The organism is Rhodococcus sp. 114MFTsu3.1 (genome assembly GCF_000383555.1).
In the GTDB taxonomy this organism is placed as follows: domain Bacteria; phylum Actinomycetota; class Actinomycetes; order Mycobacteriales; family Mycobacteriaceae; genus Rhodococcoides; species Rhodococcoides fascians_E.
Genome location: NZ_KB911551.1, coordinates 87702 through 109435, shown reverse-complemented (window position 1 = coordinate 109435; position 21734 = coordinate 87702). Strand labels below are relative to the sequence as shown.

19 protein-coding genes are annotated in these 21734 nt (G+C 65.4%); 1 reads left to right on the top strand and 18 read right to left on the bottom strand.

Translation table 11 applies throughout. From position 1 onward, the window contains the following. Positions 1–76 precede the first annotated feature (76 nt). The 18 genes from H292_RS0115495 to H292_RS0115410 form a co-directional block, all read right to left on the bottom strand. Positions 77–766 (bottom strand): cell division protein SepF, encoded by a 690-nt coding sequence (locus tag H292_RS0115495; protein ID WP_019665917.1) that lies wholly within the window; start codon positions 764–766, stop codon positions 77–79. Between the two features lie 54 nt (positions 767–820). Next, positions 821–1582: a YggS family pyridoxal phosphate-dependent enzyme gene (locus tag H292_RS0115490; RefSeq protein ID WP_020111980.1), complete on the bottom strand. Its 762-nt coding sequence runs from the start codon at positions 1580–1582 to the stop codon at positions 821–823. A gap of 8 nt (positions 1583–1590) precedes the next feature. Next, positions 1591–2337, bottom strand: a complete 747-nt coding sequence (pgeF, locus tag H292_RS0115485) for a peptidoglycan editing factor PgeF (RefSeq protein WP_020111979.1) — start codon at positions 2335–2337, stop codon at positions 1591–1593. 6 nt (positions 2338–2343) lie between these two features. Then, complete coding sequence (ftsZ, locus tag H292_RS0115480) at positions 2344–3570, bottom strand: cell division protein FtsZ (protein ID WP_019665920.1); 1227 nt, start codon at positions 3568–3570, stop codon at positions 2344–2346. A 193-nt stretch (positions 3571–3763) separates the two neighbouring features. After that, a complete protein-coding gene (locus H292_RS0115475) occupies positions 3764–4699 on the bottom strand; it encodes a cell division protein FtsQ/DivIB (protein ID WP_020111978.1) in 936 nt (311 codons plus the stop codon). Then, positions 4696–6192: a UDP-N-acetylmuramate--L-alanine ligase gene (murC, locus tag H292_RS0115470; RefSeq protein WP_026347911.1), complete on the bottom strand. Its 1497-nt coding sequence runs from the start codon at positions 6190–6192 to the stop codon at positions 4696–4698. Before murC ends, H292_RS0115475 begins: the two co-directional genes overlap by 4 nt. Positions 6193–6230: 38 nt before the next feature. Continuing rightward, positions 6231–7376, bottom strand: coding sequence for an undecaprenyldiphospho-muramoylpentapeptide beta-N-acetylglucosaminyltransferase (gene murG, locus H292_RS0115465; protein WP_027498852.1), 1146 nt, complete (start codon positions 7374–7376; stop codon positions 6231–6233). Further along, positions 7373–8890, bottom strand: a complete 1518-nt coding sequence (gene ftsW / locus H292_RS0115460; RefSeq protein ID WP_020111976.1) for a putative lipid II flippase FtsW — start codon at positions 8888–8890, stop codon at positions 7373–7375. The genes murG and ftsW overlap by 4 nt, the downstream gene beginning before the upstream one ends. Further along, entirely contained in the window at positions 8890–10338 is a 1449-nt protein-coding gene (gene murD / locus H292_RS0115455) for a UDP-N-acetylmuramoyl-L-alanine--D-glutamate ligase (RefSeq protein WP_020111975.1), read from the bottom strand. Before murD ends, ftsW begins: the two co-directional genes overlap by 1 nt. 27 nt (positions 10339–10365) lie before the next feature. Continuing rightward, positions 10366–11445: a phospho-N-acetylmuramoyl-pentapeptide-transferase gene (gene mraY / locus H292_RS0115450; RefSeq protein ID WP_019665926.1), complete on the bottom strand. Its 1080-nt coding sequence runs from the start codon at positions 11443–11445 to the stop codon at positions 10366–10368. Continuing rightward, positions 11442–12968: a UDP-N-acetylmuramoyl-tripeptide--D-alanyl-D-alanine ligase gene (locus tag H292_RS0115445; protein ID WP_020111974.1), complete on the bottom strand. Its 1527-nt coding sequence runs from the start codon at positions 12966–12968 to the stop codon at positions 11442–11444. Before H292_RS0115445 ends, mraY begins: the two co-directional genes overlap by 4 nt. Beyond that, on the bottom strand, positions 12965–14581 hold the full coding sequence (locus H292_RS0115440) for a UDP-N-acetylmuramoyl-L-alanyl-D-glutamate--2,6-diaminopimelate ligase (protein WP_020111973.1): 1617 nt from the start codon (positions 14579–14581) through the stop codon (positions 12965–12967). The genes H292_RS0115445 and H292_RS0115440 overlap by 4 nt, the downstream gene beginning before the upstream one ends. 175 nt (positions 14582–14756) lie before the next feature. After that, positions 14757–16598 (bottom strand): peptidoglycan D,D-transpeptidase FtsI family protein, encoded by a 1842-nt coding sequence (locus H292_RS0115435; RefSeq protein ID WP_020111972.1) that lies wholly within the window; start codon positions 16596–16598, stop codon positions 14757–14759. 128 nt (positions 16599–16726) lie between these two features. After that, on the bottom strand, positions 16727–17533 hold the full coding sequence (locus H292_RS27180; protein WP_027498849.1) for a hypothetical protein: 807 nt from the start codon (positions 17531–17533) through the stop codon (positions 16727–16729). After that, positions 17534–18571: a 16S rRNA (cytosine(1402)-N(4))-methyltransferase RsmH gene (gene rsmH, locus H292_RS0115425; RefSeq protein WP_020111970.1), complete on the bottom strand. Its 1038-nt coding sequence runs from the start codon at positions 18569–18571 to the stop codon at positions 17534–17536. It lies immediately after the preceding gene. A 249-nt stretch (positions 18572–18820) separates the two neighbouring features. Beyond that, positions 18821–19252: a division/cell wall cluster transcriptional repressor MraZ gene (gene mraZ / locus H292_RS0115420; protein WP_019665932.1), complete on the bottom strand. Its 432-nt coding sequence runs from the start codon at positions 19250–19252 to the stop codon at positions 18821–18823. A gap of 541 nt (positions 19253–19793) precedes the next feature. After that, positions 19794–20225: a DUF3040 domain-containing protein gene (locus tag H292_RS0115415; RefSeq protein ID WP_019665933.1), complete on the bottom strand. Its 432-nt coding sequence runs from the start codon at positions 20223–20225 to the stop codon at positions 19794–19796. A 253-nt stretch (positions 20226–20478) separates the two neighbouring features. After that, positions 20479–20922: an SAV_6107 family HEPN domain-containing protein gene (locus tag H292_RS0115410; RefSeq protein ID WP_027498848.1), complete on the bottom strand. Its 444-nt coding sequence runs from the start codon at positions 20920–20922 to the stop codon at positions 20479–20481. A 192-nt stretch (positions 20923–21114) separates the two neighbouring features. Here H292_RS0115410 and H292_RS0115400 point away from each other — a divergent pair, with 192 nt between their 5' ends. After that, on the top strand, positions 21115–21729 hold the full coding sequence (locus H292_RS0115400) for a GNAT family N-acetyltransferase (RefSeq protein WP_019665936.1): 615 nt from the start codon (positions 21115–21117) through the stop codon (positions 21727–21729). Positions 21730–21734 lie beyond the last annotated feature (5 nt).

The window sequence follows — 21734 nt, the reverse complement described above, 5'->3', positions numbered from 1 at the left end:
GGCTCGATCAAAGCGAGCAGGTCAGAGACCTGTTCGAATCGATCGAGCCGAAGGAACGCACCAGTGCTGTCGATTGTCATTGCTGACTGTAGAAGCCCGTCTCGGCGATGCGACGCCGTTCCTGGGGGGACACGTCGATATCTGCCGGCGAGAGAAGAAATACTTTCGTTGCGACCTTGTCGAACGAGCCGCGAAGGGCGAAGGCGAGCCCTGCGGCGAAATCGACCAGACGCTTGGCGTCGGCATTGCTCATCTCGACGAGATCCATGATGACCGGAGTTCCGTCACGGAAACGCTCGCCGATCGTCCTGGCTTCGCTGTAATCGCGGGGACGCAGGGTGGTGATCTTCGACAACGCGCTGCCGTCGTCCGCCACCGGGCTACGGCGGGTCTCCGCGCGCGTCATCGGCTCACTGCGCAGGCTGCGCTCCTGCGCGTCCATACGGGTGTCCACCGCGAGGTTGCCGCGAGTGGACACGCCTCGTCCGGCCCCGGCCGACCGCGACGAGCGACCGCCGATGGGGGCAAGTGTCGGCGCGGAGCGAGGTGCCTCGTACTCGTCGTAGTCGTCGTCGAGGTCCTCGATCTCGGCACGGGACGAGCGCCGCGAGGAGAACGACGGCTTCGCGAACTCCCGGTCGTCGTCCGCGTAGGGATCGCGGCCGCGGACGGAGTGCCGCGATTCCGGCTCGTCGAGGTAGTCGTCTTCGTAGTCCGCAAGAGGAACCATGCCGAAGTACGCCTTGAACTTGTGCAGGGTACTCATTGATGCAGCCTTCCGTGCCGGGTACTTCGTTGCCGGTCTCCAGGTTCGCAAGTGTCAGGTGTGACTGATGTGATCCGTGGACTGTACTGGCGAGGTTATCGGCCGAGGGCCGAGTATTGCGGTACCGACACGCACGCACGTCGATCCGTGTAGAACAGCAGCCTCCAGATCGCCCGTCATCCCCGCGGACAGCTCGACTGCATCCGGGTGCTGCTCGAGCAACTGCTGGTGTACGGCCGACAGATCGGCGAATGCGTGATCCGGATCCGAGTCCAACGGCGGAACGGCCATCACTCCGGACAGGGTGAGCCCGTCGGTGTCGGCCACCTGATCGGCCAGCTCGAGTAGATGCTCTCGCTCGACTCCACCGCGATGGACGTCTCCGTCCAGACTCACCTGAATCAGGACCTCGAGCGGAGTGGACCTGACCCCGTCGGACTGTGCTGCGTCCACCGCCTTGCCGAGAGCGGACACCAAGCGATCACTGTCGACCGAGTGGATCGACGTGGCCCATCTCGCGACGGATTTGGCCTTGTTACGTTGCAGATGCCCGATCATGTGCCACCGGGCCGGTTCGGTACCGAACGCTCCGGCCAATTCGTCGACCTTCGCCGACGCGTCCTGCTCGCGTGACTCGCCGAAGTCGCGGCATCCGAGACCGTGGAGAATCTCGATGTCCGACGCCGGGAAGAACTTGGTGACCGGAAGCAACATCACGTCGTCCACCGAACGGCCGGCGGCGGCGCACGCGGCGGCGAGCCGAGCCTCCACCGAGCGAAGTGCCTCCGAGATCTCGGATTCTCTGGTCGTCGTCATATCGACAGTCAAGCAGGACCGTCGGTGCGGCCGGCCGAGGTGTCCATCCAGATCACGCTTGCCGATCGTCCCGTCGGCGACCCGCGCCGATGGCTGAACAGGGTTCGGTCTTCGATGGTGCACCGAGGATCGACGGCAATCGACGTCACGCCGAGTCCGTGAAGTTGCCGTCTGATTCCGTCGCGGATGTCGAGGCCGGGCGTCTTTCTGACGGTGGTCGTGGCGCTACCGGGAAGGTGCTTCTCCACGTCGGCCTGCATGTGCGCGGGTACCTCGTACTGACGCCCGCTCGCGGCCGGACCGAGGAAGGCACCGATTCGACGTGTGTCGGCTCCGAGCGCCACCATCGCCTCGACCACACGGGGAACGATGCCGATGCGCGCTCCGACCCTTCCGGCGTGTACAGCCGCGATCACACCGGCCTCGTCGTCGGAGAGCAGGACCGGCACGCAGTCCGCGGTGAGGACGACGAGTGCTAGATCACGGCTGGTCGTGACCAACGCGTCGGTGACCGGAACGGGCTCGGGGGTCGGACCGTCGACGACAGTGACGGTCCGTCCGTGGACCTGTTCCATCCACACCAGTCGACCAGCGCCCATGCCGAGCTCACTACCGAGCCGCTCGCGGTTGGCGGCCACGGCCGACGGTTCGTCGCCGACGTGGTCGCCGAGGTTGAAGCTGTCGTACGGCGGCGCCGACACCCCGCCTGCCCGCGAGGTGGTGACCCTACGAACCTTGAAGTCGTTCTCCGCCATCGGCGATCAACGACGCATGAACGACGGCACGTCCACATCGTCTTCGCCGTCGTCCTCGGTGACGGGCACACGCCGACCCGAGTTGTTCGACCCTGACGATCCCGAGTTCGAGGACTGAAGCGGAGGCAGGCTGCTGCCGTTACCTGCACTGCCTGCACCGACCGGGTCACGGAACACGGCACCGGATTCGGTGGAGTCGGACCGAGACGACACCTCGCCGGATCGTGCGGATCCGATGGTGCTGCGTGAGGCGCCCGGAGCTGCTTCGACGGGACGTCTCGTCGGCGTCCCTCCATCGAAACCGGCTGCGATGACGGTGACGCGCACCTCGTCGCCGAGGGAATCGTCGATGACGGTTCCGAAGATGATGTTGGCGTCGATGTGTGCCGCTTCCTGGACGAGCGACGCAGCTTCGTTGATCTCGAAGAGTCCGAGGTCCGAGCCTCCCGCGATCGACAGCAGCACGCCGCGCGCACCTTCCATCGACGCTTCGAGCAACGGCGAGTTGATGGCGGACTCGGCTGCCTTGATGGCGCGACCCTCGCCGCGCGACGAACCGATTCCCATCAGCGCGCTACCTGCCCCCGACATGACGCCCTTGACGTCGGCGAAGTCGACGTTGATCAGGCCAGGCGTGGTGATGAGGTCGGTGATGCCCTGAACGCCGTTCAGGAGCACCTCGTCGGCGCTGCGGAACGCGTCCATCAGGCTGACGGCTGCGTCACCGAGCTGGAGCAGTCGGTCGTTGGGGATGACGATGAGGGTGTCGCAGGACTCGCGCAGTTGCTGGATCCCGGTATCGGCCTGCCCTCCGCGCCGCTTGCCCTCGAAGGAGAACGGGCGCGTGACGACGCCGACGGTGAGAGCGCCGAGCTTGCGAGCGATGTTGGCGACGACGGGTGCGCCACCGGTACCGGTGCCACCTCCCTCGCCTGCGGTGACGAAGACCATGTCGGCGCCCTTGAGCACCTCTTCGATCTCGTCCTTGTGATCGTCGGCTGCCTTGCGGCCGACTTCGGGATCGGCGCCTGCGCCGAGACCACGGGTGAGCTCACGGCCGACATCGAGCTTGACGTCGGCGTCGCTCATCAGCAGCGCTTGAGCATCGGTGTTGACCGCGATGAACTCGACTCCCTTGAGTCCCTGTTCGATCATGCGGTTGACCGCGTTAACGCCGCCGCCGCCGATGCCGACGACCTTGATTACGGCGAGGTAGTTGTGCGGGGGCGTCATTGGCTCTCGCCTTCCGTGGTTGTGTACTGGTCCGTCTTTGTACTCGGCTGATGCGCTTCGACAAAACCCTCAACCTAAACCATAGGCTTAAGGTTATGTCAAGTACTCGACGCTCGGAACGCTATTCACCGCAACGGAGATACGCCATTAGGCGCGCCGAGAAGTCGAGAAAAGAATTTGGGTTTCGTGAAAGTCACTTGGTGGTGGGCAGGTCCGGACTCGACACATCCAGGATTTGCCCCGGTTGAGACAATAGCGCAAGAGCCACAGCGGATTTCCGCTCGGATCTGTCGCGGTCTCCCCACACCACCGTCCTACCGTCGAACAGAATCACGGACACGTCCGACGCCGAACCCGCCCGAATCTCCCCGACCTGCACCCGCAGCGGTTCGGGCAACGAATCGAGCACTGCGAGAGCACTTTCCGTCGGCGGATCGCCTGTCACCGGGTTGTCGGTGACCAGACGAATCACTCCGGGAGGCGGCGGGGCGACGGCGAAATCCACGGCATCGGCGTCGAGCAGGTGGGTTCCGTCCGGTCGGTCGACGAACACGACCGGTATCCGCTCGGTGACGGTGACCCGGATGGTCGACGGGTACATCCGTTGCACCCGAACCGAAGCCAACGACGGAATCGACGCGACGCGCCGAGCGGCCGCGCCGGTGTCGACTCGAACGAGCTTCTCCCCCATCGGCACCGCCAGATCGGCGATCACCTCGTCCTCGGAGACCGACACCGCACCGCGTACGTCGATGGTCCGCACCGTCAGCACAGGTGAGAAGTACACGACGGCAAACCCCGCGAGTACGACGGCGACCACGGCGGCCGCGATAGTTCCAGCGCGTCGACGCGATCGCGACACCTTCGCGCGTTCGTCCTCGCGAGCCCGACGACGATCCGCTCGTTCCTGGGATTCGGCGCTCGGACGGGTGGTGTCGCGGTTGTCCCGGCGTGCGTACGCGCCCCGGTCCCGAGCTCCGCCCTTCGATGCACTGCCCGTGTCGACCTTGCCCGTGCCGACCTTGCCTGTGTCGACCTTGCCCGGGCCGCTCGGCGTTCCGGTGTCGGTCCGAGCGGCGTCCTCGCCGGAGGACGTGTCCTCGGTCGGACGCTTCGGACGAGACGTCACTGCGACGCCCGGCCGTGCCCGATCCGGAAACTCGTCCTCGAACGCAGCGCGTCGAGGATCGGCCCGGCCAGCATGGTGACGTCCCCGGCACCCATGGTGATGACGACGTCGCCGGGCTCGGCAAGAGACGCCACCTGCTTCGCCACCAGCGACAGGTCCGGTTGATAGATGACGGGCTTGGTCACTGCAGACGCGACGAGAGCTCCCGTCACGCCGGGAAGCGGTTCCTCACGGGCACCGTAGACGTCGAGGACGACCACCTCGTCGGCGATGGACAGAGCCTCACCGAACTCCGCTGCGAACGTCTCCGTACGGGAGTACAGGTGCGGTTGGAACACGACGACGACCCGGCCGCGTTCGCCCGCCCCTGCGGCGCTCGTGACGAGTTGCTGAGCTGCGCCCAGCACGGCACGCACCTCGGTGGGATGGTGCGCATAGTCGTCGAACACGCGGATGCCGTGTTCGCGCCCGCGAATCTGAAAACGTCGGTGCACACCGCCGAAGCCCGCAAGACCTTCCAGCAGATCCGTCGCTGCGGCGCCTGCCTGGGTTCCGGCTGTGAACGCGGCCAGTGCGTTCAGTGCCGTGTGTCGTCCGGGAACGCCGAGTCTCAACGTCCGCGGGCTCTCCTCCCCCGCGATCAACAGTTGGGCGACGCCTCCGACGTCCTCGGGTTCCCACTTCAGCAACCGAACCGCCATGTCCACGTCGCCCGCGTCGGTGTCCTCGGATCCGTATCCCAGCACGCGTACGCCCGGGAGCGCTCGTTCGTGGACGCGCCGAGCCAGAGCGGCCGATCCTGGATCGTCCATGCAGGCAACGAGCACTCCACCCGGTCCGAGCAACGCCGCGAAATCGTCGAAGACCTGCGTGTACGCCTCGGGAGTACCGAAGTAGTCGAGGTGATCGGCCTCGATGTTGGTGACGATGACGACGTTCGGGCTGTACTGCAGGAGCGAACCGTCGCTCTCGTCTGCCTCGGCGACGAACACGTCACCACTGCCGTGGTGCGCGTTGGTGCCGGCCTCGTTCAGTTCTCCACCCACCGCGAACGACGGATCGAAGCCACAGTGCTGCAGCGCGACGATCAACATCGACGTGGTCGAGGTCTTGCCGTGCGTGCCGGACACCAGCAGTGCCCGATAACCCTCCATCAGCGATGCCAACACCGTCGGCCGGAGCACGACGGGAATTCCTCGGCGCCCGGCTTCGACCAGTTCGGGGTTGGTCTTGGGTATCGCGGCGTGCGTGGTGACCACCACCGTCGGACCACCGGAGATCAAGTCGAGAGCCGAGGCATCATGACCGACACGAACCTGTGCACCACGAGCGCGCAGTGCCAGAACCCCTCGGCTTTCCTTCGCATCGGAGCCGGAGACTTCGCCGCCACGAGCGAGCAGAATCCTGGCGATGCCGGACATGCCGGCACCCCCGATTCCGACCATGTGAACCCGTCGGAGATCCTCCGGCAGTTCAGCGGGTAGCTCGGGCATGTCCGTCCTTTCGGTACCACCTTGTCGTGCCACGACCGTCACACGCCTCGTCGACGCTGGGAGGCGACGTCGAGCACGATTTGCGCCACGGTCGCCGCGGCGTCGCGGTGGCCTGCACTCGCGGCGCTCTTCGACATCGCTTCCACTCGTGCAGAGTCTGTGATCAGGTCGATCACCTCAGCGGCGATGTATTCCGGAGTCACCGATCCGTCGGCCACGAGTATGCCTCCCCCGGCGTCGACGACGGGGCGTGCGTTGAGTTCCTGTTCACCGTTCCCGTGCGGCAACGGAACGTACACCGCGGGCAGACCCGTCGCCGACACTTCGGCAACCGTCATGGCGCCCGATCGACAGATGGCCAGATCCGCAGCGGCGTACGCCAGGTCCATGCGGTCGATGTACGGAACGGCGACATACGGTGCTGGCGCATCGGCCGTCGGTACCTCGATCGAATTCTTGGGTCCAACGGCATGCAGTACCGACACTCCGGCTTCGGCCAATCGGTCCGCGGCGCCCGACACGGCGTCGTTGAGCGACCTGGCACCCTGCGATCCGCCGAACACCAGCAGTACGGGGCCGCTCCCCGGCAACCCGAAGTACTCGCGAGCCTCGGCGCGCATCGCCGCTCGGTCCAGCCCGGTGATGGTCGGTCGAACTGGAATTCCGACGATGTCCGCGTCCGAGCGGCCACGAGCGGACACGCCGGATCCGGCCACCGCGGCGAGGACACACGTCGCGACCTTCGCACCGACCTTGTTCGCGATCCCGGCACTGGCATTGGCCTCGTGGACGATGACCGGAATCGACCGGCTGCGTCCGAAGGTTCGCCGTGCAGCAAGGTAGGCGGGCAGGGCCACGTAGCCACCGAACCCGATCAGTACGTCGGCGTCGACGGCCGCGAAGACCGCCCGGGTGGCCCGTACCGACCGAATCACACGCCCCGGCAGCCGGACCAGATCCAGGGTGGGCTTACGCGGAAGCGGCACCGGAGGAATCAACTCGAGCTGGTAGCCCCGCGCCGGTACGAGCGTGGTCTCGAGTCCACGCTCGGTTCCCAGAGCGGTGATCCGTACCGAGTCGTCGAGCGCGCGCAGTGCGTCCGCGACAGCCAACGCCGGCTCGATGTGTCCCGCGGTCCCACCGCCCGCGACGACGACGGACAAGTGTGTGGGAGATGCATTCACCGTCGATATCCTCGCGTATCCGAGTGTCCGTACGCACCGCGGGGTTGAGCGCCTGCGCGCGGTGCTGCGCTGCGGCCTCCAACTGCACCGCCACGGGGAAGTGCCGCGCCGGTTCTGCGTGGTTCGGAATGACGAGGGGGCTCGCCCCCTCGAACTCGACCCGCCCTGCCACCGGCGTCCGGTGCACGACGCTGCGACGAACCGCTCTCGATCCGACGGCGATCCTCGCGATCGAGCGCAGGCCGGGTCGACTTGGATCTGGCCGCGGCGGCACGCAACGGAGAGAACGATGCGGGCATCGGGAGTCGCAGCACACGGTCCAACCGCGAGTCCTGCCCGGAGTGCAGCGCCGCGATGGCTTCCGGTTCGTGCCGGGCGGCGTTGGCGATGATGCCGAACATCATCAGCGTGATCGCCGTCGACGAGCCGCCGTAGGACACGAGCGGAAGCTGAAGCCCGGTGACCGGAAGCAGCCCGACCACGTACCCGATGTTGATCATCGCCTGCGCGAAGATCCAGGTCGTCGAACCCGCCGCGAGCAGACGCAGGAACGGATCCACCGAACGCATCGCGATGCGCAGACCGGTGTAAACGAACAACGCGAACAGGCCCAGTACCGCGAGGCAACCGATGAAACCCAGTTCCTCGCCGATGATCGCGAAGATGAAGTCGTTGTGCGCGTTGGGCAGGTAGCTCCACTTTGCGCGGCTCTGACCGAGACCGACACCGAACGGCCCACCGTCGGCGAGCGAGAACTTGGCCTGATTCGACTGGTAACCCAGCCCTTGCGGATCGTCACCGGGGTTCAGCCAAGCCTTGATTCGGTTCGATCGGTATCCCGCGGTGAAGGCGAGCACCGTCGCCGCGGCGATACCGCCGCCGACGATGATCGCGAAGAGCCTGGCGTCGAGACCGGCGAACCACAGCAGCGACACGAGAATGATGCCGATCGCGATGGCGGTACTGAGGTTCGGCTGCAGAACAACGAGACCCGCCATCAGCAGCGCTGCGGGCACGAGCGGAATGAGAAGCGATTTCAGGCTGGCGTGCTCGCTACGGCGAGATGCCAGCAGGTGGGCTCCCCACAGTACGAGGGTGACTTTCGCCAGCTCGGAAGGCTGGAACGAGACGCCGGCGACATTGAACCACCGGCGCGCGCCGTCGGCGCCCTCCGATCCGATACCGGGAATGAGCACCATCATGAGCATGACGACGGATAGGCAGAACAGCGGAAACGAGACCTTCCGCAGCACGCGCACGGACGTACGCAGCGCGACGTAGAACGCCACGACGCCGAGACCGACACCGATCAGCTGCTGTGTGAACAGGGTGTACGCCGATCCGTCGGTGGCGTACGCCTCGGCTGCCGACGACGACAGCACCATCACCAGGCCGAGAATCGTGAGCAGAGCGGCAACGGTGACGATCAGGTGGAACGACGCCAGAGGACGGCCGAGCCACAATCCGATCCTGGTGCGCGGCGAGTTCGCCGGGGCATTCTCAGGACGGGCCATCAGGATTGCCCGCCCGACCGTGTAGTGCCGAGCGCGTGCACGGCGTCCGCGAAGCTGCGGCCACGGTGGCCGTAGTCGACGAACATGTCGAGCGACGCGGCGGCGGGGGCGAGAAGCACCGTGTCTCCCGGTCCGGCTCGCCGGGCGGCCTCGTCGACCGCGGCGCGCATCACGACTTCAGCATCTTCCGCAACATGAGTCACACCAGCATCGTCTCTCAGCGGGAACTCGACAACGGGAACATCCGGTGCGTGTCGCGCCAAAGCCTCTGCGATCTGCGTCCCATCACGCCCGATCAGCACCGCAGCGACGAGTCGGGGCGCCACTTCGGCCACGAGCTCGTCGACCGATGCTCCCTTGAGGAGACCACCGGCGATCCAGACGACGTGCTCGTGCGCGAGCAACGACGACCTTGCTGCGTGCGGGTTGGTCGCCTTGGAATCGTCGACGAACGTCACACCCCCCACGGTGCGGACGACCGACGCACGGTGTGGCCCCACGTCGTAGGTACGAATCCCCTCCGCCACGGCCTCTGCCGGGGCGCCGATCGCGCGGGCGAGCGCCGACGCCGCCAACGCGTCCATCGTCCCGGCCGGACCGGACGGGCTGACATCGTCCACCGACATCAAGTGCAGACGCTCGCCGAAAGCGTTGTCCACCAACTGCCCGTCGATCACGCCGAGTTCCCCGGGCGCGGGGTCTCCGAGGCGGAATCCGACCACTCGATCGGCGCGAGCCGAGCCTGCCAAGGCCGCTGCCCGCGCATCGTCGAGACCCACCACCCCGACATCGCCGACGAGCGCTCGTGCTTTGGCGTCGACGTAGCCGTCCATACCACCGTGCCAGTCCAGATGATCCTCGGCGATGTTGAGGACGACACCCGCCGCGGGCCGGACGGACGGAGCCCAGAACAATTGGAACGACGACAACTCGACGGCGAGGACCTCCGGATGCGGGTCCGACTGCAGAGCGTCGAACACCGGCAGACCGATGTTTCCGCACGCCGCACTCGCCATACCGGCCGATTCGAGGATGGACGCCAACATCGAGGTGGTCGTGGTCTTCCCGTTCGTTCCCGTGACCACCAGCCATGTCGTCGGCGGGCCGTACACACCCGCGCGGTCGACGTGCCAGGACAGCTCGATGTCTCCCCAGATCGGAATACCGAGTGCGGCGGCACGCGCGAGCACCGGCGCGTCCGGGCGAAAGCCCGGACTGGTGACGACGAGCGCGATCGAATCGAATGCGGAACCGTCCGCGAGAAGGTCGTCCTGCAGGATGCCGTCGGCACCGGCTGCATGCGCCTTGTCCACCGCGGCCGGGTCGGTATCGGTGACGAGTACTCGCGCACCGAGGGCGCGGAGCGGCCCGACGGTCGCCAACCCGGATACCCGTCCCCCGGCGACCAGCACGGTCTTGTCCCTCAGCCACGCCACGTCGTCGGACATCGCACTCCCCTTCACCGGATTCGAGCTCTATCCACCGACAGCGGCGAGGTACTCGCTGTAGAACAAGGCAAGGCCGACGGCCGACGCGATGGCCGCCAGTAGCCAGAACCTGATGATCACCGTGGTTTCTGCCCAGCCTGCGAGCTCGAAGTGGTGATGGAACGGCGCCATACGGAACACACGCCGTCGACTCGATCGGAACACCGCGACCTGGATCACGACGGAGGCCGCCTCGGCGACGAACAGTGCCGCGATGACGACCATGATCAGTTCGGTACGCGTCACGATGGACAAGCCGGCGATGAGTCCACCGAGGGCCAACGACCCGGTGTCGCCCATGAAGATCTTTGCTGGAGCTGCGTTCCACCACAGGAAACCGATGCAGGCACCGGCAGCGGCCGCGCAGATGAGCGCCAGGTCCAGAGGGTCACGCACGTCGTAGCATCCGGGGCCCGGATTGGTGGAGCAGGACTGGCGGTACTGCCAGAAGGTGATGACGGTGTAGGCGCCGAGGACGAGCGTCATCGAACCGGCCGCAAGACCGTCGAGTCCGTCCGTGAGGTTCACGGCATTGGACCATGCCGTGACGAGGAAGTAGCACCACACGATGAACACGAGTGGGCCCAGGCTGACCGTCGCGATATCGCGCACGTAGGAGAGCTGCATGCTAGCTGGAGTGAGCCCGTTCTCACCCTTGAACTGCAGTGCGAGGATGCCGAACAGAACTGCGGCGAACAGCTGGCCGACCAGTTTCGCTGTCTTGTTCAGACCCAGATTGCGCTGCTTGCGAATCTTGATGAAGTCGTCGAGGAAACCGACGAGACCCAGGACCGTGGTCAACCCGAGAACCAGCAACGCGGACGCCGACGGCCCGTCGGCGTCGTAGCCGATTCCGATCAGGTGCGAGCCCCAGTAACCAGCCCAGAGACCGGCGAGGATCGCGACTCCGCCCATCGTCGGCGTGCCACGTTTGGATTGATGACTTGCCGGGCCTTCGACGCGGATCTCCTGGCCGAAGCCTTGTTTGGAGAACGCCTTGATCAGCACCGGTGTCAGCAGAATCGCCACAGCGAGCGCGATGCCTCCGGCGAAGAGGATCTGTCTCACTGCGGTGCCTCCCCGTTGGTTGTCGTGTTCTCCCCGGCGTCCTCGCCGTCCTGCAGCAGTGTGTCGGCGACGGTCCACAGTGCGACGGACTGCGATGCCTTCACCAGCACGATGTCATCCGGTCGAAGTTCTTCCCTCAACACCGCGACGGCAGATTCCCGATCGGGAACCAACATCGATTCGTCGCCCCAGGAGCCTTCCATGACTGCGCCCTGGTGCATGGCTCTGGTCGGGCGGCCCGACTCGACGATGATCAACCTGGACACGTCGAGCCGTACCGCAAGGCGTCCGATCGCGTCGTGTTCGACGACGGAATCCGGCCCCAGCTCGCCCATCTCCCCCAGAACCGCCCATGTTCGACGCGGTGGCCCGGTTCCCGACCTCGACATCGTGACGAGAGCCTTGAGCGCTGCGCGCATGGAGTCGGGGTTGGCGTTGTAGGAGTCGTTGACGACGGTGACGCCGTCCGGTCTCGTCCGAACGTCCATGCGCCGGACGGAAGCCGCGGTGGAACCGGTGAGTGCATCGGCGATCCCGGTGAGGGTGCCGCCGCATTCGAGAGCGACGGCGGCGGCTGCGAGGGCGTTGCCGACCTGGTGCTCACCGTGGACGGCCAATACCACGTCGACGGTTCCAGCCGGGGTGACCATGGTGAAACGGGCTCGCGCTTCGGCGTCGAGTGTGACGTTCTCGGCCCTGATGTCCGCGTCCGGAGACATCCCGACGGTCACCACCCGAGCCGACGTGCGCGTGCGCATGGCCGACACGAGTCGGTCGTCGGCGTTGAGGATGGCCACGCCGCCGTCCGCGGCACTCGGAAGCGCTTCGACCAGTTCACCTTTGGCGACGGCGATGATGTCTCGGGAACCGAATTCACCGAGGTGGGCTGTGCCTACGTTGAGTACGACGCCGATGCGAGGAGGGGCAGCGTGGGCAAGGGCGGCAATATGTCCGACACCCCGCGCGGACAGTTCGAGCACGAGGAAGTCCGAGGACTCGTCGGCGCGCAGGACTGTCCAGGGATGGCCCAGTTCGTTGTTGAACGAGCCCGGCGGCGCGACGACGGATCCGAGTGGTCGCAGCACCGCGGCCAGCAAGTCCTTCGTCGAGGTCTTTCCGGACGAACCCGTCACTCCGACGATCGTCAGCCCGGAATCAGCGGTCAGTTCCACCGCCGAGGCGCGGGCGAGCGCGCTGAGCGCCGCCAGAACCGCGGCACCGGACCCGTCGGAGTCGTGTTCCAGTGCCATCGCCTTGCCATCGTGCGGCTTCGGTGCGACGACGACGGCCGGGACGCCGACCGGCCGCGCCGCCAGCACCACGGCAGCGCCTGCCGCGACTGCTGCAGCCGCGTGGTCGTGGCCGTCGACACGCGCACCGGGGAGCGCCAGGAACAGCCCGCCTGGGCCGATCTTGCGTGAATCGAACTCGACCGAACCGGTGACCAGCACGGACGGGTCTTCCACGTCGTGCATGTCACCCCCGACGATGTCGGCGATCTGTGCGATGGTCAGGTCTTTCACGAACTGGCTCCTGCGTGTTCATCGGTCGCGCGATCGAGGGCATCGGCGAGCACGACGCGGTCGTCGAACGGATACTTCACCCCATCGATCTCCTGACCTGTTTCGTGGCCCTTACCCGCGATCAGCACGACGTCGCCTTCACGCGCCCAGTTCACCGCGTCGGCGATCGCAGCGCCGCGGCCGGCAATGTTCCTGACCTCACCCCGGGCCGACTCGTCGACCGAGAGGGCACCCGCCATCACCGCATCACGAATGAGTGCAGGATCTTCGGATCGCGGATTGTCGTCGGTGATGACGAGAAGATCGGCGCCTCGGGCACCCGCGGCACCCATCAACGGACGTTTGGCGGTGTCACGGTCGCCGCCTGCACCGAGGACAACCGCGATTCTGCCCTGAGTCTGTTCGCGCAGTGTCTCGATCACGGCTTCGACGGCAGCAGGCTTGTGTGCGTAGTCGACGACGGCGAGGAACTTCTGGCCGCGGGAGATGCGCTGCACTCTGCCCGGGACGTCGACGTCGGCCATTCCGGCGACAGCCCGACGCACGTCGACGCCGGCAGCCGCACAGACCGCGGCCGCCAGTGCGGCGTTGGCGACGTTGTATCTGCCCGGCAGTCGGATCGATGCAGCGTGTCGGTCGCCGGCAGTGTCGACGAGGGTGAATCGTTGAGTTCCCGTCGGTTCCTTCGACCACCCGTCGACACTCCAGTCGGCGTCGCCGAGGACGGACACGGTGAGCAGGGTCGAGCCCGCCGATCGCGCGATGTCGGCCATGCGCTGGCCCCAAGCGTCGTCGACGCACACGGCAGCCGACCGCGTGTGGACGCGCGACTCAGCGGCGAACAGTCTGCTCTTGGCGAGGAAGTACTCCTCCAGCGTGTCGTGGAAGTCGAGGTGATCCTGCGAAAGGTTGGTGAACGCCCCGACCGAGAAGACCGTGCCGTCGACCCGCCCGAGAGACAGTGCGTGGCTGGACACTTCCATTACGACGGTGTCGAGACCTTGCTCGACCATCGCCGCGAACAGCGCGTGCAGATGCGGCGCCTCCGGTGTGGTGAGGGCACTCGGCACTCGGGTGCCGGCGATCTTGGTCTCGATGGTGCCGATCAGGCCGGTTCGCCGGCCTGCGGCCGACAGTGCCGCTTCCAACAGATACGACGTGGTCGTCTTACCGGACGTCCCGGTGATGCCGATGACGGTCATCTTCTCCGACGGATTGCCGTAGACGAGCGCCGACACGTGTCCCAGCACCTCCCTCGGCCGGTCACGCACGAGGACGGGCACCGGTAGCTGCGGATACTGCGCCGAGACGAGCGCCAGACCTTCGGAGTCGGTGAGGATCGCGGCTGCTCCCCTGTCGATCGCTGTCGCGACGAAGGAGGCGCCGTGCGCGGCCGATCCGGGCAGTGCCGCGAAGAGATCGCCTGCGACGACTCCCTGCGCTCGAAGATCGACTCCCGTGACGAACGGCGACGGCAGCTCGGAGCCGTCCGCTGTGGCCGCGTGAACCAGCCTGGCTTCCGCCGCGGCTGCGATGTCCTCGACCGCGGTACGCGGTGGGTTCGACGGTCTGAGCGACGACGGAGCATCGGTCGACTCTGCTGGCACGGACACTGCGCTCCTTTCTGCTCGACGTACTACTTCAGGCCCACCCGCAGGCCGTGGTGCTGCGCCGAGCGCTGCAGGACGGACTTTCGGTTTCGGGCCGACGAGTCAGGTTACCGGCGCGGCTCGGCCACGCTGACCCCCGACCCTTTCAGCCGAACCACACGCGAGGTGCGCGTCACTGTCAGTCGGCTTGCAGCACCAATTTCGGTCCGGAAGCAGACAGTGGAACGCTGTCGCGCTGGAGCATCCAACTGGCGATGTTGTGGAACAGCGGCGCTGCAGACTGTCCGCCTGATCCGTCTGCACTCCTGGTCGGGGCGTCCAGCATGATGCCGATGACGTACCGGGGGTCGTCGGCCGGGGCGATGCCGGCGAACGTGATCCAGTAGTTCGAGTTGGAGTAGCAGCCGCATTCCGGATCGACCTGCTGCGCAGTGCCGGTCTTCCCGCTGATCTGGTACCCGGGGATCCCCGCTGCGACACCGGTTCCTCGTTGGTTCCCGGTGTCGTCCTGCGTGACGGAACGGAACATGTCGCGAACGGTCGTCGCGGTCTGTGGGCTCACCACATAGACGCCTTCGGGCCTGTCGGTCTCCGTACGATTTCCGTCCGGGTCGACCGTCGACTTGACGATCCGGGGTGGAATCCGCATCCCGTCGTTGGCGATCGCCTGGTACATAGCCGTCATCTGCAGCAACGACATGGACAGACCCTGACCGATGGGGAGGTTGGCGAACGTGCCGCCGGACCACTGATCTCGACTCGGCACGCTGCCTGCACTCTCTCCTGGAAGCCCGACATCGGTGCGTTGACCTAGCCCGAACCTGGAGAGCATGTCTGCGAAGCGATCTTCGCCGACGCGCTGAGCGAGCATGAGTGTGCCGACGTTCGAGGACTTTCCGAACACACCGGTCGACGTGTAGGGAACCACGCCGTGATCCCACGCGTCCTTCACCGACACACCGGACATGAAGATGTCGCCGGGAACTTGCAACACCTCGTCGGGCGTCGTGAGGCCGTATTCGATTGCGGCGGCGGCAGTGATGATCTTGTTGACCGAACCGGGCTCGAACGGAGTGGAGACGGCGAGGTTGCCCATCTCCTTGTTGCGGTCGTTGTTGCCGACGCCGATACCCGGGTTGAACGTGTTGTCGTTGGACATCGCCAGAACCTCGCCGGTGTGTGCGTCCTGCACGACTGCGGACGCATTCTTCGCACCGGACAGGTCTTTTGCGAGCTGCACCTGTTGTTGGACGTAGTACTGCAGATCCGCGTCGATGGTCAGCTCCACTCCCGAGCCGTTCACCGCGGTCTGCTTGTCGCGCCAGCTGCCGGGTATGACGGCGCCGTCCGACCCGCGGTCGTAGGTCTGCGATCCGTCGGTTCCGGCCAGCGTCGCGTCGAGCGAATCCTCCAGTCCCAGAAGGCCGTGGCCGTCCCATCCTGTCGCGCCCACCATGTTGGCGGCGAGTGATCCACCCGGGTACTCGCGAATGTCCTGCCGCTCGAGGCCGACTTCTTCGAATTCTTCGCTGATCCGTGTCGCCACGGTCGAGTCGACTCCCCGGACTAGGTAGGCGAACGTGTCGTTGCTCTTCAGCTTGGCGAGAATGTCCTTCTCGTTCGCGATGTCACCCAGTTCGTCGTGGATGCCTGCGGCGATCTCGGCCAGCCTGTCGTCGGTTTGGGGCGCAGAGGGATCCTTGGCGCGTGCCTCGTCCAACTCCTGCCGGACGCGCACGGGTTGGAACGTCAGGGCCTTGGCCTCCATCGTGAATGCGATGGGCTTGCCGTTCCTGTCCGTGATGGAGCCTCGTGCTGCTGCGTCCACCAGGGTGGTGGTGCGCTGCGACGCGGCTTCGACGGACAGGCGAGTTCCGTTGACCCCCATGATCCAGACCAACTGCAGTACGACGACACCGAGAATGCCGAACATGACGATGCGGCCGAAGCCGTTGCGGAAGGTGAAGGACGAGGCGTCGAAGCGACTGCCCGCTCTGGGATGCGGGCGACGTGGAGGCACCCCGCCTCGCGCCGGGGCGGGCCTTCGGTCGGACGCAGTGCCGCCGGATGCGTTCCGCCTGGAATCATTCCGCCGGCTCCGCTCGTGCGGCGCTGGTGTACGACGAGTGTTCCCGGATGTCGGCCTGGTCACTGCCGACTACCCGAAGGACTCGCCGACGGGATGCTCATAGGAACCAATTGTTCACCCATGGCTTCGGTTCCCGCGCCATTCGACGTGTTCGGCGTGGCGGATGTGGCTGATGGTGCGACGCCGGACGGTGTACCTGCGCCGTCGGATGCCGCCCGCGTGCCCGACGGGTCGGAGGCCGAGCGTGGAGCAGTCGAGTCCGATGCCGATCGCGGCGCGGTCGTCTGCGGCTGATTGCGCACCTGCAACGGGTTGCGGGCCTCGGAATCGGCCGATTGCGACGTGCCTTGCGAGGTGGGTGGATCGAGTGGTGCAACCGGGTTGCCCTGTGCGGGAGCGGGAGTGCCGACGACTTGAACCGAACCGTCTTCCGCCACCACGATGCGCGCAGCGCCCGCGGCAGGGACCATCCCCAACTCCGCGGCTTTGCGCGCGAGTTCCGGTGCGGAATCCGCCAATTCGACATCACGCTGCAGCGACGCACGTTCCTGAACGAGACGCTCGTTGTGAGCCTTCGCATCGCTCAGTACATAGGAGTCACCGGCAGATCTCGTCGTCAACAGCAGCGTCAAACCGAGACCGAGGGACAGGAGTCCGATCACCAACGCGACGAACGGAACTCGCGCACCGATGGACGCGGACATCGTCCTCGCTGCCGCATGTCCGCTCGATGCAAGCTCCACCCCGCGCGAGGACGCGCGTTGTTGACGACGCTCGTACGCCCGCGATGCCGCGCCGGAGCGACCCGAGCCGGCGCCGCGGCGCTGGCGCCGTGTGGTCGGTGACGAAGTCGAGGTAATGGTCATCTACGATCTCCTCGCAATTCGCTCGGCCGCGCGCAGGCGCACCGGGGCCGAGCGCGGGTTCTCCTCGATTTCTTCTTCCGACGCGCGTTCCGCTCCCTTGGTCAGAAGACGAAACTCGGGTCCCATCCCGGGTAGCTCGACGGGAAGCCCCTCGGGGCTTCGTGATTTCACGCGGGGCGTGAGCTCTTTCTTCACCACGCGATCCTCGAGCGACTGGTAGGACATGAACACGACACGTCCTCCGACGGCCAATGCATCGAGTCCGGCGGGTACGGCAGTCTCGAGCGAATCCAACTCGCCGTTCACCTCGACCCGTAGCGCCTGGAAGGTGCGCTTGGCGGGATGACCTCCCGTTCGCCGCGTCGCGGCCGGAATTGCCGAGTAGAGCAGTTCGACGAGGGCCGCGCTCGTGGTGAACGGGGTGGTTTCGCGACGTTTGACGACAGCCGACGCGATGCGTCCGGCAAATCGTTCTTCACCGTACGTGCTGAGCACGCGGGCGATGTCACCGTGCGAGTAGGTGTTCAAAACGTCCGCCGCAGTCAGCCCGACCGTCGGATCCATCCGCATGTCGAGTGGGGCGTCCACCGAGTAGGCGAATCCGCGGTCCGCTTCGTCGAGCTGCATCGACGACACTCCGAGGTCGAACAGAATGGCGTGGACCGAGTCCTGCGGCGCGAAGCCGGACTGCTCGAGGGCGTCGGCAATTCCGTCGTATGTGGTGTGCACGAACGATGTTCGATCCGAGAACTCGTCCAGCCGCCGGCCGGCACGCGCGAGCGCGTCCGGGTCTCGGTCGAGGCCGATCAGATGCAGCGTCGGATAAGTACGCAAGAAGTGTTCGGAATGTCCGCCGAGGCCGAGCGTCGCATCGATCATCACAGGTGTGAGACCTGACGCGTGAGCTGCGGTGAGGGCGGGTCCCAGAAGTTCGTCCGCGCGTTCGAGGCGAACGGGGATGTGTTTCGGCTGGGGCCGGTCGACGGAGTCGTCGCCCTCGGGAGCGCTGTCAGAGGCGGCTGACGATTCGCCTTCCACGATGATTCCTCCCGGTTCGTGCGTCTGCGCGGTGGTGCGTCGAGATCGCGCATCGATCGATGGTGTGGACGAATGCCTCGAGGTCCCTGTCCGATAGGAACCTGACGTCGGGGAAGTACGTCAGGGTCCTGATCTTCGAAACCTGGCGTTGGGGAAGAACGTCAGGGTTCTGATCGGGCAGAGGCCTCGCGGCACTCGGCGGTTGATCCGGGCGGTTACAAGATTCCTGCGGTTACAAGATTCCTGCGGTTACAAGATTCCTTCCAGGGACGCATCCACTGCATCCGAGAAACTCTGCTCACCCTCGGACGAGTAGCGAGCCCAGGCTTCTTCGTTCCAGATCTCGATGAACTCGATGGATCCGTTCACGACGACATTGCGTTCCAGACTCGCGTAACGCCTGTGGTCCGAGCTGAGCATGATGCGGCCCTGACCATCGAGCTTCTGCTCGTCCGTGCCCGCACCGAGCTGCCTGATGTACGAGCGGGCAACCGGATTGGAACGAGATGCTTCGGTGAGCTTTCTTACCTTTTCCGCGAACGCCTCCTGGGTGTAGATCGCAAGGCTGTGGTCTTGACCTTTGCTCACCATCACACCCTCCTTCAGCGCATCCCGGAACTTCGCCGGCAACGTGAGCCGGCCCTTCTCGTCGAGCTTGGGCGTGTAGGTACCGAGGAACACTCGACACCTCCCGCTCTCGCTGCTGCCACCACATTACCCCACTTTCCTCCACTTTCAATCCATCGGGAGGAATATTTTTGGGATGTACCCCAATTACCGCAGGTCAACTTGGTGGTTGATTGTGGGGAAGCGTATCGGCACCGATCGACGATTGTCGACCTACACAGAGCCCCGAACGAGACGATCGAACAAAAGTCCAGGTCAGAAGGTCGCATCCGACAATGGATCGGTCATCGACGATGGTGGTGGTTGAAAGTGGGGATTGCGCAGTTCGCTCCCCCACGCGGTGGGGGGAAGTGGGTGACGAGGTTCTGGTTCGTCCTCGACAGGGCCGGATCGCACCCCCATGCGGGGTGCGGGCCATACACAACCGGGACATACGAAAGCGGTGCCCACCCATTCGGGTGAGCACCGCTTCTGTGGTGTTCCGTTGTCTCTGAATCTATGGCTTTTCCGGCTTCACTGCATCCGACTCCACTGCGTCCGGCTTCACTGCATCCGGCTCAGTGGCGCAGCGCCTGCGACATGGAGACGGAGAGAACTAGTCCTGTTCGAATCGCTTCCGGAACCGATCTTCCATACGGGAAGTGAAACCGCCGCCGCTCTTGCGGCCGGACTTGGGTTTCGGCCCCGAACTCTTGGGTCCGCCCGAGCCAGTCGCTTCGGACTCCTCCTGTGACGCAGCAGCGCCCTTACGAGACCCACCGAGTAGGAACAGCACACCGGCGCCGAACATGAAGACGAAGCCGACGAGACTGATCACCGGGAAACCACCGGGCTTGAACGGCAGCGCCAGCCCGGCGATGAGCAAAACAAGCCCCAAGACGAACAAAGCGGCCGCTTGGAAGCGACGTTTGCTCGAAGCCGTACGCATACGGCCGCTTCTCACGTGAGAAGCGAACTTGGGATCCTCGGCGTAGAGAGCGCTCTCGATCTGATCGAGCATGCGCTGCTCGTGCTCGGAGAGTGGCACGGTACCTCCCCCTGCACAGATATTAGAAGTCATTTCGGGTGCGAAACGACGGGAAGCTGACTCTGGCGGCTACCTGCTATTGATAATACGAGGTGAATCGACTGCTTACCACCTACTCGGTCCATGTGTTCCTGAGAATGTCCGAAGTTTCCCTGCGCAGACCCCCGACAAGTCGCATGCGGACTCGGCAACTCGACTCCTCCGGCGCACCGAACTCCGGCGAACGACACCACGACCGCAACAGAATCAGCCTTCACGCCGACATCGATCGGGGCGGGAGGAGTGCACGATCGAGACGTGAATCCGCACCGATGAAATCCTCCACCACATGCAGGAAACGGCCGACTTCGCGATAGAACGTGTCCGCAGCGTCCTGGTCGATGGAGCGAGACACACCGGCCTGGAGAGCGGCCCGCAACGATGAGTAGCTCGCGAAGTACTCCGCCCAGGCTTCGAGCTCCGGCTCGGCTTTTGCCAGCAGCACCCATGCGCTGCGTGATCTTGCTCGCGTCGCGGGCGCGACTTCCAGGATGGCAGCCGCTCCACGGAGGGCTGCCATGTAGCAGTCCAGAAATTGGTCGGCGACCGACTCGGCGCCGAGGGAACCCGACAGCAAGGCATCTGCCCGGCCCAGTAGTACACGAGCACGCGGCGACACCGGCGGACGCACATCACCACGGAGAACCTTCGTAGCCATACTCGAACACCTCCCGATTTCGTTCGCCGTTCGTGACCGCAATTTCCGAAACGACCGGACGTCGACGACGATCTAAGGTCAGGGATCCAGCGAGCCCCGCTTCCCTCGGGGTCATCGCCGGATCACCGACATCGAACATCCGTTCGACATATTCAATATAGCTGTGCCCACCGACAAGTCGTCAAGGAAAGGTTGAGAACAGTCGCTACCGACGCGGAACCGACCCCGTACCTGGTCGATCTGTCCGCCCGAGAACTCCGTCGTCGCCTTCCCGAAGCGCTGGCGATCTACGTCGAGGCAATGGGTTACCCGCAAGGCACGGAGTATCACCGCGCCCCGATGTGGTCCGAGCACGTCCTCCGACCCGGATGGTGCGCTGTCGGTGCAGTCCTGCCCACGCCCGACTCCCCTCTCGTCGCCGTCGCGTACGGGTACAGGGGTGCTAGGCATCAGTGGTGGCACCAGCAGGTCAGGGACGGTCTGCGCAGATCCGGCGCCGATGACGAGTACGTCGACTCGGTCCTCTCGGACTACTTCGAACTGACCGAGCTGCACGTGTCCCCGCGTGCGCAGGGTCACGGACTGGGCCGTGCCCTGACACGCAGACTCCTTCGCGACCGCCCCGAGCGCACCGTGCTGCTGTCCACTCCGGAAGTGGAGAACGAGAACAACCGCGCATGGCGCCTGTACCGAAGCCTCGGCTTCGGAGACGTACTCCGCGATTTCACCTTCGCGGGCGACCGTCGACCGTTCGCAGTTCTCGGTCACGCACTGCCGTTCGAAACGGACGAACCGCCCAATCGGTGACGATC

Bases quoted from the DNA above. Each gene is read 5' to 3' on its own strand.
- H292_RS0115410 (WP_027498848.1), bottom strand. From the start codon at position 20,922: ATGGCTACGAAGGTTCTCCGTGGTGATGTGCGTCCGCCGGTGTCGCCG.
- H292_RS0115495 (WP_019665917.1), bottom strand. From the start codon at position 766: ATGAGTACCCTGCACAAGTTCAAGGCGTACTTCGGCATGGTTCCTCTT.
- murC (WP_026347911.1), bottom strand. From the start codon at position 6,192: ATGCCCGAGCTACCCGCTGAACTGCCGGAGGATCTCCGACGGGTTCAC.
- pgeF (WP_020111979.1), bottom strand. From the start codon at position 2,337: ATGGCGGAGAACGACTTCAAGGTTCGTAGGGTCACCACCTCGCGGGCA.
- ftsZ (WP_019665920.1), bottom strand. From the start codon at position 3,570: ATGACGCCCCCGCACAACTACCTCGCCGTAATCAAGGTCGTCGGCATC.
- H292_RS0115490 (WP_020111980.1), bottom strand. From the start codon at position 1,582: ATGACGACGACCAGAGAATCCGAGATCTCGGAGGCACTTCGCTCGGTG.
- murD (WP_020111975.1), bottom strand. From the start codon at position 10,338: ATGTCCGACGACGTGGCGTGGCTGAGGGACAAGACCGTGCTGGTCGCC.
- ftsW (WP_020111976.1), bottom strand. From the start codon at position 8,890: ATGGCCCGTCCTGAGAATGCCCCGGCGAACTCGCCGCGCACCAGGATC.
- H292_RS27180 (WP_027498849.1), bottom strand. From the start codon at position 17,533: ATGACCATTACCTCGACTTCGTCACCGACCACACGGCGCCAGCGCCGC.